General features: G+C 63.7%; 11 protein-coding genes. All 11 read right to left on the reverse strand.

All coding sequences use genetic code 11. From position 1 onward, the window contains the following. Positions 1-58 precede the first annotated feature (58 nt). Positions 59-523: a multidrug transporter gene (locus RRX38_RS21020; protein ID WP_295471370.1), complete on the reverse strand. Its 465-nt coding sequence runs from the start codon at positions 521-523 to the stop codon at positions 59-61. A gap of 68 nt (positions 524-591) precedes the next feature. Next, on the reverse strand, positions 592-957 hold the full coding sequence (locus RRX38_RS21025; RefSeq protein WP_315960537.1) for a hypothetical protein: 366 nt from the start codon (positions 955-957) through the stop codon (positions 592-594). Positions 958-1,189: 232 nt separating this feature from the next. After that, the gene (locus RRX38_RS21030) at positions 1,190-2,641 is read right to left on the reverse strand and encodes a mannose-1-phosphate guanylyltransferase/mannose-6-phosphate isomerase (protein WP_295471366.1); all 1,452 of its coding nucleotides are present in this window, start codon (positions 2,639-2,641) and stop codon (positions 1,190-1,192) included. Positions 2,642-2,802: 161 nt separating this feature from the next. Then, the gene (locus tag RRX38_RS21035) at positions 2,803-3,486 is read right to left on the reverse strand and encodes an alginate O-acetyltransferase AlgF (RefSeq protein ID WP_315960538.1); all 684 of its coding nucleotides are present in this window, start codon (positions 3,484-3,486) and stop codon (positions 2,803-2,805) included. 13 nt (positions 3,487-3,499) lie between these two features. Beyond that, on the reverse strand, positions 3,500-4,675 hold the full coding sequence (locus RRX38_RS21040; protein ID WP_315960539.1) for an alginate O-acetyltransferase: 1,176 nt from the start codon (positions 4,673-4,675) through the stop codon (positions 3,500-3,502). 10 nt (positions 4,676-4,685) lie between these two features. Then, complete coding sequence (locus tag RRX38_RS21045; RefSeq protein ID WP_315960540.1) at positions 4,686-6,239, reverse strand: MBOAT family protein; 1,554 nt, start codon at positions 6,237-6,239, stop codon at positions 4,686-4,688. Between the two features lie 109 nt (positions 6,240-6,348). Next, the gene (locus RRX38_RS21050) at positions 6,349-7,476 is read right to left on the reverse strand and encodes a mannuronate-specific alginate lyase (RefSeq protein ID WP_295471359.1); all 1,128 of its coding nucleotides are present in this window, start codon (positions 7,474-7,476) and stop codon (positions 6,349-6,351) included. A gap of 8 nt (positions 7,477-7,484) precedes the next feature. Further along, a complete protein-coding gene (locus RRX38_RS21055) occupies positions 7,485-8,927 on the reverse strand; it encodes an alginate O-acetyltransferase (RefSeq protein ID WP_295471357.1) in 1,443 nt (480 codons plus the stop codon). A gap of 14 nt (positions 8,928-8,941) precedes the next feature. After that, a complete protein-coding gene (gene algG, locus RRX38_RS21060; RefSeq protein WP_315960541.1) occupies positions 8,942-10,549 on the reverse strand; it encodes a mannuronan 5-epimerase AlgG in 1,608 nt (535 codons plus the stop codon). A 26-nt stretch (positions 10,550-10,575) separates the two neighbouring features. Then, positions 10,576-12,084 (reverse strand): alginate export family protein, encoded by a 1,509-nt coding sequence (locus RRX38_RS21065; protein WP_315960542.1) that lies wholly within the window; start codon positions 12,082-12,084, stop codon positions 10,576-10,578. After that, a complete protein-coding gene (gene algK, locus RRX38_RS21070; protein ID WP_315960543.1) occupies positions 12,081-13,523 on the reverse strand; it encodes an alginate biosynthesis TPR repeat lipoprotein AlgK in 1,443 nt (480 codons plus the stop codon). The genes RRX38_RS21065 and algK overlap by 4 nt, the downstream gene beginning before the upstream one ends. Position 13,524 lies beyond the last annotated feature (1 nt).

Here is a 13,524-nt window from a genome sequence, read left to right on the forward strand (position 1 = left end):
GCTTCCTCGCCTGTTTTTTCCTTGCCTGACCTTCGCTCGGCGACTTTTCGTACAGAACCTAGTTCGAGAAGCTGCCTTGCAGATGCTCGGCGCGAAATTCGAGGCTGTCGGGGCGGTAGCCGCTGCGCAGGGTGGGGAGGGGCAGGCATTCCTGCCATGCGGCGCCGGCCTGGAGTTCACCCGGGCCGCGGTAGCGCGCCGAAGTATAGGTGTTGTCGACCAGGTTGACCGTGTCGCCCGGTGCGTAGGCGCCCACCTGCCAGCGCAGCTCGACCAGCGGCACGCTGTTGGTGTTGGTCAGCCTGATCTGCAGGGGCCGGTCGGCCGGGCAGCTTTGTCGAGCCAGACTCAGGCGCAGGTCGAGACGTTCGAGCTGGCGGGTTTCACGGTGGTCCTGCCAGATCACCAGGGTGGCGACCAAACCCAGCGCCACGGCGGCCACCAGCGACACTGGCAGGGCCTTGGCCGGGTAGCGCAGCAACAGGATGAGCCAGGTGACGATCAACAGCACGCCGATCAGCATGGAGGTGCTCCCGCATGACAATGCGGCTCATCCTACCCAAAGGCGAGGGGACTTGGCCATGCACAGGCTCAGCAGAAGATCGCCGTTTCCGAACCCGGCGAGCGTACCCAGCGTTGCGTGCCTCGGCGGTGCAGCAGGGCGACGGCGACCACTTCGTCGTCCAGGTCGAAGATGGCCTGCAGGTCATGCTTGTAGAACTCGGCCTGTGCGCCCTGGGTGTCGATGTCGGCTTCGGCCTGCAGGCTCCTGCTGGCGTCCGGTGTGGCCAGCAGGACCAGCCGGACCCGGTCATACGCTTGCGGGTCGACGGCGGGAAGCTGTACGCGCAGGAAGGCGGCGTCGAGGTTGATGAGCTGGTCGGTGCTGTCCACCAGGATCGGCCGTGGCAGTGAGTCATCCGGTTCGGCAGTGTACAGATCAATGTCGTCAGTCATGTCGGCGTTCTCCTCATACCGGGCCTCATGCCAGGCCCAGGGGCGATTCCCTTCCACTTTAGGCGGCTGCCCGGCCATACGGCACTGGCAGAACTGTCAGTGGGCGACCGGTGGACACGCCATACGTCACTTGTTGCGCCGGGCCGCCAGAGGCATGAACGACGACGGCCCCGCCCCTGTCGCGCAGCAGCCAGTGCGCGACAGGGGTGGGGCCGTCAGGCCTGCGCCGGGATCAGCGAGCGATGGTCTGGGTACGCACACCCGACTCGACCGAATCGGTACGCCCGTAGACGTCCTCGAAGCGTTCGATGTCGTCTTCGCCCAGGTAGCTGCCCGACTGCACTTCGATGATTTCCAGCGGGATCTTGCCTGGGTTCTTCAGGCGGTGCACCGAGGCGATCGGGATGTAGGTCGACTGGTTCTCGGTGAGCAGGAACACGTTCTCGTCGCAGGTCACCTGGGCAGTGCCGGACACCACGATCCAGTGTTCGGCGCGGTGGTGGTGCATCTGCAGCGACAGGCTGGCACCCGGCTTGACCGAGATGCGCTTGACCTGGAAGCGGCCGCCCATGTCCACCGAGTCGTAGGAACCCCACGGACGGTAGACTTCCAGATGGCTCTGGGTCTCGCTACGGCCCTGCTCGTTGAGGGTGTTGACCATCTGCTTGACGCCCTGGACCTTGTCCTTGTGGGCGATCATCATCGCGTCCTTGGTTTCCACGACCACGATGTTGTCCAGGCCGATCACCGACACCAGCTTGCCGTTGCCGTGGATCATGCAGTTGCGGCTGTCCTGGATGACCACGTCGCCCTTGGTGACGTTGCCGTTCTCGTCTTTCTGGTGAACGTCCCACAGCGACGACCAGCAGCCCACGTCGCTCCAGCCGGCAGTCAGCGGCACCACGCAGGCGCGCTGGGTCTTTTCCATCACCGCGTAGTCGATGGAGTTGTCCGGGCAGCAGGCGAAGGTGGCTTCGTCGATCTCGATGCCGCCGTCTTCATGCTTGCTGCGCTCAAGGGTCAGCACGCAGGTTTCGTAGATGTCCGGATCATGCTTTTTCAGCTCTTCGAGGAAGCGGCTGGCGCGGAACAGGAACATGCCGCTGTTCCAGTAGTAGCCGCCGGCCTCGACGAATTCCTGGGCACGTTTTTCGTCAGGCTTCTCGACGAAGCTCTGCACGCGGCGCACGCCTTCAGGCAGCAGCGAGTCGCCCGTGGACTTGATGTAGCCGTAGCCGGTTTCCGGCTTGGTGGCCGGCACGCCGAACAGCACCATCTCGCCACGCTCGGCGGCCACGGTGGCCAGGGCCAGGGCGCGCTGCAGGGCCTTCTGGTCTTCGATCACGTGGTCGGCCGGCAGGACCAGCATCAGATCGTCTTTGCCTTCGTTGACCATCATCATCGCGGTCAGGGCCACGGCCGGCGCTGTGTTGCGGCCGAAGGGCTCCATGATCACTGCCTGGGTCTCGAGGTTCACTGCCGCCAGCTGCTCGTTGACGATGAACCGGTGCTCCTTGTTGCACACCACGATGGGCAGTTCCATGCCTTCGAACACCAGGCGCTCGAGGGTCTGCTGGAACAGGGTGTGTTCACCGGTCAGGGCCAGGAACTGCTTGGGGAATTGCTTGCGCGACAGTGGCCAGAGTCGAGAACCGCTACCGCCTGACAGGATGACTGGAATCATTTTGTGTCTCTCCGAAAACGTTCAAAAAGGGGCTGTACGGGTTACTGCCATTTGCGTCTTGTCATTGTTTCCTGGGTCCTGCACGGCGCCGGCATTTCCCGCCGGCCTGCCATGCAGTTCCCCGGTGCCCGGTGGTCGAGCCGACCGGGCACACGCATCACTTAGCGGGTTTCGACCGGTGGCTTGACCCAGACTGGCGACAGGTTGCTGCCGCTGCCGGTGACGTACAGCACGGCGGCTTCGCCGCGCTCCAGGGCGACCGGCTTGACGTCAGCGACTTTCTTGTCGCCGCTGTACAGGGCCAGGCTGACCTTCACCGGGTTGATTTCACGCTGGCCGGTGCCCTTGGCGGAGACGGCCTGGACCACGTCGGTCTTGCCATCGGCGGTCTTCAGGGTCAGCGACTGGTCGCTGAGGTTCTGCAGGCGTACCAGGGACTTCTGCTTGTTCTTGAACGGTGCTTCCTCGACCAGCAGCGGCTTGCCGCTGGCAGGGTTGACCAAGGTGTAGTAGTGGTCGCCAGCCAGCTTCACCGGCATGCTCTGGGTGCCCACCTTGGCGGTGTAGTCGCCGCCAGGCATGAAGCTGAACGCGGTGCTGCCCAGGGGCGCGACGTCGTTGAGGTTGGTGTTGCCGACGGTGGCGCTGACTTCGCTGTTGCTGGCGTTGTACACGCGGATGAAGGTCGAGCCTTTCGGCGCGGTCGGGCCGTACAGCGCGGCGTCACCGGCGGCATAGGTCGGCAGGGAAACCATGCCCAGACCGAGGCTCAGGCCCATGGCCAGGGCGCAGCGCTTGATCAGGGTGTTTTTGGCCGAACGATTGGCAGTGTTCTTCAAGGTCATAAGGACAGTCCTCTCAGTTTTGCGCCCGCTCGGGCGACTCGGATGGTTGGGTGTTCAGGGCCAGGTTGTCCTGGCTGCCAGGGGTTTTCTTCAGCTGAGCGATCCAATTGGCATCGAATTCACGCAGGTCGTTGTGGGCCGGCAGGTAGCGCTCGGGGAATTCCCAGATCACCACTTGCGGCGGGTTGTTCTTGAAGTCGTCAGTCTGCAGGTACTTGAGCATCGGCAGGATCGGACCATGGCCGTCTTCGGCGTAGTTCACCACGTCGCTGCGCAGGGCCTGCTTGAGCGCGCCGACGAAGTTCCAGTTGGGGTTGGCGCTGTAGCTGGTGCCGACCAGGCCGACCGGAATGTCGCTGTCGGCGAACAGCGCGTCCTCACCCTCGCCAGTGCCGCCGGCCGCTTCGGTGGTGCGCTTGTCCAGGGCGTCCGGCTTGGGCAGCAGGTTGCTGAACAGCGGGTCGAGCGGCAGGAAGTTGGTCAGGTCGCCCTTGTAGGGCTCGGTGCCCTTGTCGGCGGTGACGAAGGTCTGCGGCTCGGCTTCCAGCGGTGCCTGGCTGGCGATGGTCTGGCCCAGCTGCTGTGCAGCCACCTCGGCACCCATCGGCGTCCAGTGGGTGTCGGTGCGCAGGAACACCTGGCCACGTTGCTTGGCCTCGCGCAGCGGTTGCAGCAGGTCAGGGGCCAGGATGCCGGCCTGGGCCGCTTGCTCGTGGAAGCGCTGGTACAGGTCCTGGTGCAGGCGCGCCGGGGTCTGCTCGCCGATGTGCTCCGGGTACAGGCGGGTCTTGGCCGGAATGATCGCCAGCACCAAGCGGGTACCCTGTTTGTTCAGGGTCTCCTTCACACCGCGCACCAGGGCCAGGTTGTCGGCCATGTTCTGCTCGCCGTGGGCGATGGCGTCGAACTCTTCATCGGTATACAGCCACTGGTCCTTGCCCAGTACCACGCCAGGGCGACCTTCGTTGAACAGCTTGTAGTCCAGCGCGGCCCAGAGGTTGGTGCCCAGGCGCTTGATGGGAAACTCATCGTCGTAGTGGGTTTCCACCGCCTTGGTCCAGCGCCCGTTGAGCACGGTCTGCTCCGGGGTCTTGGTGTAGCTGGAAAAGCTGCGCAGCGACCAGATGCCCAGCACCAGCAGCAGGCCCATGAAAGTCACGACGTAGAGGATGCGTAATGAACGGGTCATGTCAGGCTCCTCAGAACTGGAAGTACAGGAACGGCGAGAAGCTCTGCGCCGACAGTTTCAGGATCGATGCCACGAACAGCAGCAGGATCAGCACGCGCATGGCGTAGCGTGGCCAGTCGGCCTGCCAGGTGGCCGCCTGTACCTGGGCCTCCTGGCCCATGATGTAGCCGGGCTGATGGATGCTGCCAGGCGCATCGCCAGGCACGGCCTTGATGGTGCCGGGCTGCTCGGTGGCCGGGCCGTCGGCACGGGCCTTGCCCTGGTTGGCCGGGCGATCGGTGTAGAAGTCGCGCAGGCCGAAGAAGGCCAGGGTGGCGTAGGCCACGACCAGGGCGGCGATCTGCAGGCCGGTCAGGTTGGCGCGGGTCAGTTCCGACAGCTGCCAGTCGCCGAAGCTGAACATGGCGCCGTACATGCGGGTGGCCACGTGCAGGTTCTCGGCACGGAAGATCACCCAGCCGATGACCACCAGCAGGAAGGTCAGGGCCCAGCGGATGATGTTGAAGCTGTGTGGCTTGGTGTTGATGCCCACGGCTTTTTCGATGGCCAGCCACATGCCGTGCCAGGCGCCCCAGATCACGTAGGTGATGTTCGCACCGTGCCACAGGCCACCGAGCAGCATGGTCAGGAACAGGTTGCGGTAGGTGGCGACCTTGCCGCCGCGGTTGCCGCCCAGGGTGATGTACAGGTAGTCACGCAGCCAGGTCGACAGGCTGATGTGCCAGCGCCGCCAGAACTCGGTGATCGACTGGCTGATGTACGGCTGCTTGAAGTTCTCCATGAAGCGGAAGCCCATCATCAGGCCCAGGCCGATGGCCATGTCGCTGTAGCCGGAGAAGTCGAAATACAGCTGTGCGGTATAGGCCAGCGCACCCAGCCAGGCGTCGCCGGTGGTGGGGTTCTCCAGGGCGAAGCAGTGGTCGGCGACCACCGCCAGGGTGTCGGCGATGAACACTTTCTTGATGAAGCCCTGCATGAAGCGCGTGCAGCCTTCGGAGAACTTGTCCAGGGTGTGGGTACGGTTGTTGAACTGGTCGACCAGGTCACGGAAACGCAGCACGGGGCCTGCGATCAGGTGCGGGAAGATCGCCACGAACGCCGCGAAGTCGATCAGGTTGCGGGTCGCCGGGGTATCGCCACGGTAGACGTCGATGATGTAGCTGATGGACTCGAAGATGTAGAACGAGATACCGATCGGCAACAGCACGTGGGTCAGGATGAAAGGCTCCAGGCCCATCGAGGTCATGATCGCGTTGAGGCTGTCGACACCGAAGTTGGCGTACTTGAAGTAGCCCAGGATGCACAGGTCGACTGCAACACCCAGCAGCAGCCAGCGCTGCGCCTTCTTGGTCCTCACCCCGGCGGCCCCTACACGCAGGCCGATCCAGTAGTTCCACACCGTGACGGCGATGAACAGGCTGAGGAAGTCCACACGCCACCAGGCGTAGAAAATGTAGCTGGCGATCAGCAGCAGCAGGTTGCGATAGCGTTGCCCGCTCACGTAGTACAAGCCGAGGAAGATCGGCAGGAACAGGAACAGGAACACGTTGGATGAGAACACCATCCTTCTTTACTCCGTCAGTCCAGCGATAAGGGCCAAAGCCCCCCCAAACCCCCCATCCATGTGGGAGGTTGCAGAAGCGGCCGCAGCCGCTCCTACGGTGTTACGAACGTTACTTGTTGTGATCCTTGTCGTGACTCGGGTCATAGACCCGGGTCAGGTCGCCGCCAAGACGGAAGGTCTTGAATGGCTGTTTCTCGTGCTTCTCCTCCAGCACCTGCTGATCGCAGTTGTAGAGGCTGCAGTAAGGCTCCAGCCAGGCGAATTTCGGATCTTTCTTGAGGTCGGTCATGTCCTGCTTCTCGCCGCCTTTGGCAGCGAATTCGTCAGGGTCACGCACGCCTTCGAGCACCCGGTCGGCGAGGCGCTTGAGGGCGCCGTTGTTTTCCTGACGCAGGTCCACACCGTTGGCCTGGGCGAAGCTGGCGATCATCGCCAGGGGTGGCAAGGCGTAGTTGTGGTAGGCCAGGGCACGCTGGCGACGCTTGACCTCGTTAGGCAGGAAGCCCTGCGGGTCGACCTGATTGGCGGCGACCTTGAACTCCTTCACCGCCCAGTCGAACAGGTCACGACGATTGGTGGCCACGGCGGTGGACATCACCGACCAGGCCGCCCAGTAGGAGTGGTTGTTGATCTTTTCCAGCGGCAGGTTGCTCCAGTCGACGATCACCTGGTCGGCCAGCTTGCTGAACCAGGCTTCGATTTCCCGGGCCTGTTCCTGGTGGTTGGCCAGTGGCCGCGAGTCGGAGAACTTCAGCCGCAGGTAGGCCGAAGACAGACTGCCCAGCGCCCATTTGCGCATCGATTTGCCGGTGTGGTTGTAGTCCTGGGACTCCAGGGCGTCGGCCTTGGCCCAGGTGGTCATCATGTTCAGCGCGCAATCGAGCTGTTCAGGACGACCATCACGCATGTACTGCATGACCACCTTGCTCACGCCGCGCTCCAGGTCGGTGATGTCCTTGGTGGAGTCGCGGAAGGCCTCTTCGGCACGCAGGTTGAGCGTGGCACGGGCCTTGTCCGAGCCTTCGTACTTGCTGCGGAATACCAGCGAACCGGTATAGGGCTGCGGGACCGGGCCGCAGCGGAAGTCGTTGTCACCCGTCTTCATTTTCTCGATGGGCGCCGAGTAGCCCTGGGGCGGAATCAGCGGTGCGGCCGCCGAAGCCGTGCCGCCCCATGCCAGCGTGGCCACGATGGCCAGCGACAGCAGGGCAGGGCGCATGGGTTTGCGAGTCTGCATGGGTCACCTCATTGTCCGGCTTGCGCAGTGTGCTGCGCGGAACCAGGCAGTGCATTGCGTCTGCACACCTGAGCTTTGACTTTCTGTGGTTCGCTACCTGCTTCGGGTCCTTCGATTTCCACGGCCAGCAACTGCTGGCTGGCCCAGTCTTCGTCTTCACGCAAATCGAAGGCGAAGCGTCCATTGGTGTCGGTGGTTTCCGGCTTCTCCAGCTTGAGGTCTTCGTGACGACCGTTCATGTACCAGAGGCGTGCCTTGAGGGTTTTCACCGAGGTGTCTTCGAACTGGATATCCACGCGGTTGGCACTGTTGCGGATGTCCTTGATGCCGTTCTTGCCGTTGACCAGTACTTCGGTGGTGCCGCCTGGCTTGACGGTGGCTTCGCCGCTGAGCACCACTTGCTTGTCATCGCAACCCTCGTCGAGCAGGGCGAACATCTGGCGCCAGATGCTTTCCTGGTCGAGGCGGTACAGCGGCGAGAATTCCCAGATGATGATCTTGGGCGGGTTGTTCTTGAATTCGTCGCTGGCCAGGTACTCGATCATCGAACCTTCCAGGCCGCCACCGGGGAAGGCCACGTTGAGCACGTCGGCGCCGATGTACTGCTGCAGGAAGCCGCTGAAGTTGTAGTTCTTGCCACTGTGACTGGTACCCACCAGGGTGATCTGCGGGTTGCCAGAGTCGCCGAACAGATCACCGTCGCCGGCTTCACCCTTGGGCTCGGTGGCGAACTGGTCCATGTACTGGATCGCGTAGCTGGTACCGCACAGCTGACCGGCCATGTTGTGCAGGGTGCCGGTCTTGCCCATGCGGCCGATCTTGTGGGTCTCGAACTCACGCTTGGGAATGTCGCTGAACCCCGGGATCTTCTTCACCGTCTCGGCCACCACCTTGGCGGTGCGTTCGGCGCCGTAAGGGGTCCAGTGCTGGTCACCGCGGAAGTAGAAGTCGTGGGCTTCGTTCTCGTTGGTCAGCGGCGACAGGTCCGGTACCCAGTAGCCCATCTTGCTGAAGCGACCGAGCATGGCCTGATAGTTCTTCATGGCCTTGTCGTAGTCGAAACCGGCCTTGTCGGCAGCGAACAGCTTGTTACGGTCGACCATGCCGCGGGTCGGCTGGTAGACCACGACCAGGTCGATGCCCTTGCGCTTGAACGCCCGTTGCAGTTCCTGCAGACGCTTGTAGCCCGCTGGCGTGGTGTCGAACTCGGTACGCAGGTCTTCGCGGGTCCGGAACAGCCAGTCACCTTCGGCCTGGATCAGCGTGGTGAAGTTCTGCTGGTAGCGGGTGGTGTAGTTGCTCGCGTCGTGCGCGGCCGGGCACAGCTGGCAGCATGGCTCGGCGGTGAAGCTCGGCGGTGCGGCCTGGTCGGCACGGGCCGCTCCGGCTGCGGCCATCAGGCCCAGGGTCAGGCCGGACAAGCCCAGGATCTTGAACAGGTGTGTATGCATGGAAATTCCTCGGCTCATTGGCGCAGCTCGCTCTGGCTTTCAACCGGGTCGATCAGTACGGCTTTCTTCTGGCGCACCAGCAGATCGAGGATCTGGCTCTGGTGCTCGCCCAGTACGCCGTTGAAGCTGATGCCGCTGCTCTTGGTCGGAGCCAGCATGGACACGTCGTAGAGTTCCACGCTCAGCGGCGAGTCGATCGACAGCGGGCCGGACTTGTTGCCTGCCAGTTCGCCGCCTACCACGATCAGCGAGACTTCGGCGTCGAAGGGGTCGAGCTCGATGTCGCGGTCGGTGTCGGTGAGGTCCTTGATGTGGCCATAGATGCCCATCAGACCGTTGGCCATGGCAAAGTTCTCGTAGAGCTTGATGTTGGTGCTGTTACGCACGCGGATGCCATGCCGACGGTTGGCGACCACGCGGTTGCCCCACAGCAGGTTGTCACCGCTCTCGTACAGGGTGATGCCGTCGGTGTGGTTCTGGTAGATGTCGTTGTAGGCGACGATGTTGCCCACGCTGTTACGGTCCAGGACCACGCCAGACAGTTTGTTGTCGTAGCTCTTGTTGCGGAAGATGAAGCTGCGGTCCACCTCACGGGAGATGATGATGCCGTGCTTCTTCTTCGTGCCGTGCACTGTGTTCTCGGCAATGATCAGCCCGTGCGAACGGTCGTGCGGGTCGATGCCGTAGACGATGTTGTCCCGGTAGGTGTTGCCCTTGATCACGAAGTCGCGGGTTTCATAGCAGTAGAAGCCGTACCACAGGTCGGAGAACTCCGAGTCGATGATCCAGCCGGTCGGCTCGGGACGGTTGAGGACCTTCGCGGTGTTCGGCGTGTACTGGGAAATACTCACGCCATAGGACTTGCTCTGGTCGTAGCCGAGGCTGGCCATCTTGGTGTTGGCGATCCAGGTTTCCGAGCCGCCCCAGGTCAGCAGGAACGGACGGAACTCGCTCGGCTTGCGGAAGGTGGCCGGGCCGTTGCGGCTTTCGCTCCAGCCGTTGAGCTGGCTCTGGGTGATCAGCAGCTTGCCTTCGCTGACCAGGAACGAGCCCTTTTCCTGGGACAGGCGCAGCTCGCGAGTGCGCTTGTCGATTTCCAGAATGCCGCTGTCCTTGACCAGGATCGGCAGGCGCGCCACGTAGACGCCGGGCGAGACTTCGCTGAGGAACTGCTTGGGCACCTGGCGGGCGACGTCCTGCAGGCTCACATAGCCGTCCTGGATGATGATCGCGTCCGGGATTCCGCGTTGGCGCGCGACCCATTCGGCCATCTTGTTGTCACCGCCGATGAATTCCTTCAGGCCGGTTTCTTCCATCATCCGCGACACCCGCACCTTGCCGGGCTTGCTGCGGTCGATCTTCTTCAGCGCCGCTTCCAGGGTGTAGCCCGAGAGGTCCGGCAGCTTGGGCTTTTCCATCGCCAGCGGCTCGACGGCCGGGCTGGTGATGTTGTAGCTGTTGGTTTCCTGCAGGTCCTTGACCACGATCTTGGCCGCTTCGGACACCGCTGGCGTATTGGCCAGCGCAACACTGGCCATCAGCAGGGCACCACCGAATACCGCGCTTTCCAGCAGGGTGTGCGGCCAGGTGCGCCCGCGGGGATTATTGATCTGACGATTCATCTCATCGCACTCCTTTCGCGGCTGCCTCAGAAGCGCCAGATGACGTCGACCATGGCTCGGTGCATGTAGCTGTCGACCTGGTCGTGGTAGGCGTCGCCGGGCTTGAACACACCCGCACGCAGACGGATCAGCGCCGAAGGCTCATCCACCGACTGGCTGAGAGCGGCAGGCAGCAGGCCCTGCTTGAAGTACTTGGTGACCACCAGGTCCATCTCCTGACCCAGGTCCTTGCGGCCGTCTTCCAGCGGCAGGGAACTGAAGGTGTTGGTCGGTACGCCATCGGCGTCGACCACTTCGCGGGTCGGGTTGATGCCGGCGTTGCCGATGCCCGAGTTGCCGTCCACGCGACGGAACTTGTGGTAGATCAGCGAGGCGTCGTACTCCTCGTTGAACTGCCAGGAGGCAAACAGCGAGGCGGTTTCCACGTTGGCCATCTCGCCCTGGAAGGCTTCACCGAAGCGATGGATGCGCGAGCGGGTGCCGGTCCAGTTCGAGCGGTTGCTCTCCAGGCCGTTCTGTTCGTAGTCCTTGCTGGCGCGCGCATAGGCGGCACCGATCTGCCATTGCGGGTCCAGACGCAGGCGCACGCCCAGGTCGGTGGCCCAGCCATTGACGTTCTGGCCAACTTTCTGCCCGGCCAGGTACTGGTCGGTGGCGCTGTCGTAGTTGGCACCGATGCGGTCACGGTCACCGGTCAGCCAGGTCAGGCTGCCCCAGTAGTTGACGGTATGGGTGTTGCGATGGTTGTAGGCATCGCTGTCGACGTTCAGGCCGATCCAGGTCAGGTCGCCATTGGCGGTCTTGTCCAGGTCATCGAGCCGTTCGCCGGCGTTCTTCAACTTGCCGTCGTCGTGGCTGTGGTGGGCACGAATGCCGGCCCAGTGACCAGGGGTCCACTGATAGGCCGCAGAGCCGAACAGGTGCTGGCGGTCTTCGTCTTTGGGGTCCAGCTCGGTCAGGTCGGTGCGGTACTCGCTGAAGCGCTGGGCGGCGCCCAGTTCGGCACGCAGCAGGGTGGTGTCGAAGCTCCAGTTGACGGCCTCGATGTTGGTGTCATGCCACTGGCCGTCGTCGTTGCGCAGACGCTGGCGACCGACCTTGAGGATCTCACCGGGGTAGGGCGTGAAGCCGCTGTAGCCGATCCAGAACTCACGCAGGGCGGCGTAGGTCTTGTCGACCTTGCGCTCGCTGGCGTTGCCGCGCGAGGTGCGGCTGCCGATCTGGCCATCGCTGTCGGTGGTGGTCTCGTCCAGCGGGTCGGTCTGAATGGTGTCGGTGGCGGTCACCACCTGGCCCATCGCGTAGCCGCTCCAGTTGCCGCGCTCGCCGTACACCCAGGGACGCAGGTCAAGGCCGAGACCGTTGACGTCGCCACCGGAGCGGGTGCCCAGGTCGCGGTCGTCTTCGCTTTGCCCGGTGATCTTCACTTCCAGGCCGAAATTCTGCTGCTCGGTCAGTGCGGCCAGAGTCGGGCATGCCCAAAGCAGGGTGAAGCCAAGGCCCATGCCGGCGGCCATCAAGGGTTTCAACTTCATAGTGCTTCCTCACCGTCATCTTTTTCCAGGGTCTGGATCACCAGCGCGGTCTGGCTGGCTGAAGTACCCCGGGCCTGTTGTTCGCGTTGCAGCAACTGTTGGGCAGTGGCGAGTTGTTCGGGTGGCAGCTGTTGGGCGATCTGCTGAGCCAGTTCGCCGGACTGCGGTGTCGGGTTGTGGCTCTGTGCCAGCTGGCTGAAGACCCACGCGTTGACCATGTTCGGCTTGATGCCACGGCCGCCCGAGTACAGCTGTGCCAGGGCGAAGTCGGCGCTGGCCTGGCCACCACGGGCGGCGAACAGCAGCTCGTCCACGGCTTTCTGCGGGTAGACCTGGCCCAGGTAGCCACGACGGTACAGCTGGCCCAGGTAGTAGTGCGCGGACAGCTCGGTGGGCGCGGCCTTGAGCAGATGTTGCTCGGCCTGCTGGGCATCGGCGGGCAGCAGCTTGCCTTCGTAGTAGATGCGCCCCAGCAGCAGTTCGGCGCGCGGTTGGTCGGCGGCACGGCCGTTGTCCAGGTACTCCATCAGCTTGTCGACATCGCCCTGCTCGGGGAAGTCGTAGAGCAGCTGGGCCAGGGTGACCCAGGAAGCCGGGTAGCCGGGTGCGATCTCTTCGAGCATTTGCTGGGCGGTCTGCGGGTCGGGCGTGCCGATCTCCGAGTTGCCCAGTACCCGCGCCACGCTGTCGACGCGCTGGGCGCCGACACGGCCGGAGGCATGCGCGCTCTTGAGCTGGTCGATCAGGGCCTTCTGCTGCTCGGCCTGGCCGCGGGTCTGGTACACGGTGGCCAGCTCGACATAGCACATGTCGGTGGTATTCAACGCCTGCTTGCAGATGGTTTCCACTTCGTCCAGGTGCTGGTCGTAGGTGCCCTGGGTGCGGTACAGAACGATCTGCGCCAGGCCCGCCTCGGCGTAGCCCTGGCTGCGCCACTGGCTGATTTTCTGCTGCGCGTTGACCTCGGGGAAGGTGTGCGGATATTGCAGATACATCAGTGCCAGGGCCAGCAGGCTGCCCGACTCGCCATTGGCGAAGGCTTGTTGCAGCAGGCTCTCGGCTTCACGGCGCTCGGCGTCAGTGGCGTCCGGCTTGACCGCCAGCAGCTTGCCCAGGCGCGACTGGGCGCGGGGCGACGTGGCAGCGGCAGCGCGGTAGGTGGCTTCGGCTTCCTTGAGCTTCGCCGGGTCGCCGCTGGCCACCTGGATATCGGCCAGACCGACCTGGGCGTCGGTGTAGCCAAGCTCGGCCAGTTGCCGATAGTTGCGTTCGGCCAGAGCCGTGTCACCGTTCTGCAGGGCCTCGTTGGCCAGGCGCTGGTCCGGCAGGCCGGCACAGCCGCCGAGCCCCAGGGCCACGGCCAGGCCAAGGACCTTGGGCGTGAACCGCGTGGGGAACATCAGCGTGGGAGTCGACGGGCGTCGAAGCGCGCGGTTCATG

The sequence above is a fragment of the Pseudomonas sp. DTU_2021_1001937_2_SI_NGA_ILE_001 genome (assembly GCF_032463525.1).
In the GTDB taxonomy this organism is placed as follows: Bacteria; Pseudomonadota; Gammaproteobacteria; order Pseudomonadales; family Pseudomonadaceae; genus Aquipseudomonas.

Excerpts from the sequence above, each read along its gene's own strand:
- RRX38_RS21055 (WP_295471357.1), bottom strand. The coding sequence starts at position 8,927 with ATGCATACACACCTGTTCAAGATCCTGGGCTTGTCCGGCCTGACCCTG.
- RRX38_RS21020 (WP_295471370.1), bottom strand. The coding sequence starts at position 523 with ATGCTGATCGGCGTGCTGTTGATCGTCACCTGGCTCATCCTGTTGCTG.
- RRX38_RS21065 (WP_315960542.1), bottom strand. The coding sequence starts at position 12,084 with ATGAAGTTGAAACCCTTGATGGCCGCCGGCATGGGCCTTGGCTTCACC.
- RRX38_RS21035 (WP_315960538.1), bottom strand. The coding sequence starts at position 3,486 with ATGACCTTGAAGAACACTGCCAATCGTTCGGCCAAAAACACCCTGATC.
- RRX38_RS21040 (WP_315960539.1), bottom strand. The coding sequence starts at position 4,675 with ATGACCCGTTCATTACGCATCCTCTACGTCGTGACTTTCATGGGCCTG.
- algK (WP_315960543.1), bottom strand. The coding sequence starts at position 13,523 with ATGAACCGCGCGCTTCGACGCCCGTCGACTCCCACGCTGATGTTCCCC.
- RRX38_RS21050 (WP_295471359.1), bottom strand. The coding sequence starts at position 7,476 with ATGCAGACTCGCAAACCCATGCGCCCTGCCCTGCTGTCGCTGGCCATC.
- RRX38_RS21030 (WP_295471366.1), bottom strand. The coding sequence starts at position 2,641 with ATGATTCCAGTCATCCTGTCAGGCGGTAGCGGTTCTCGACTCTGGCCA.
- RRX38_RS21025 (WP_315960537.1), bottom strand. The coding sequence starts at position 957 with ATGACTGACGACATTGATCTGTACACTGCCGAACCGGATGACTCACTG.
- algG (WP_315960541.1), bottom strand. The coding sequence starts at position 10,549 with ATGAATCGTCAGATCAATAATCCCCGCGGGCGCACCTGGCCGCACACC.
- RRX38_RS21045 (WP_315960540.1), bottom strand. The coding sequence starts at position 6,239 with ATGGTGTTCTCATCCAACGTGTTCCTGTTCCTGTTCCTGCCGATCTTC.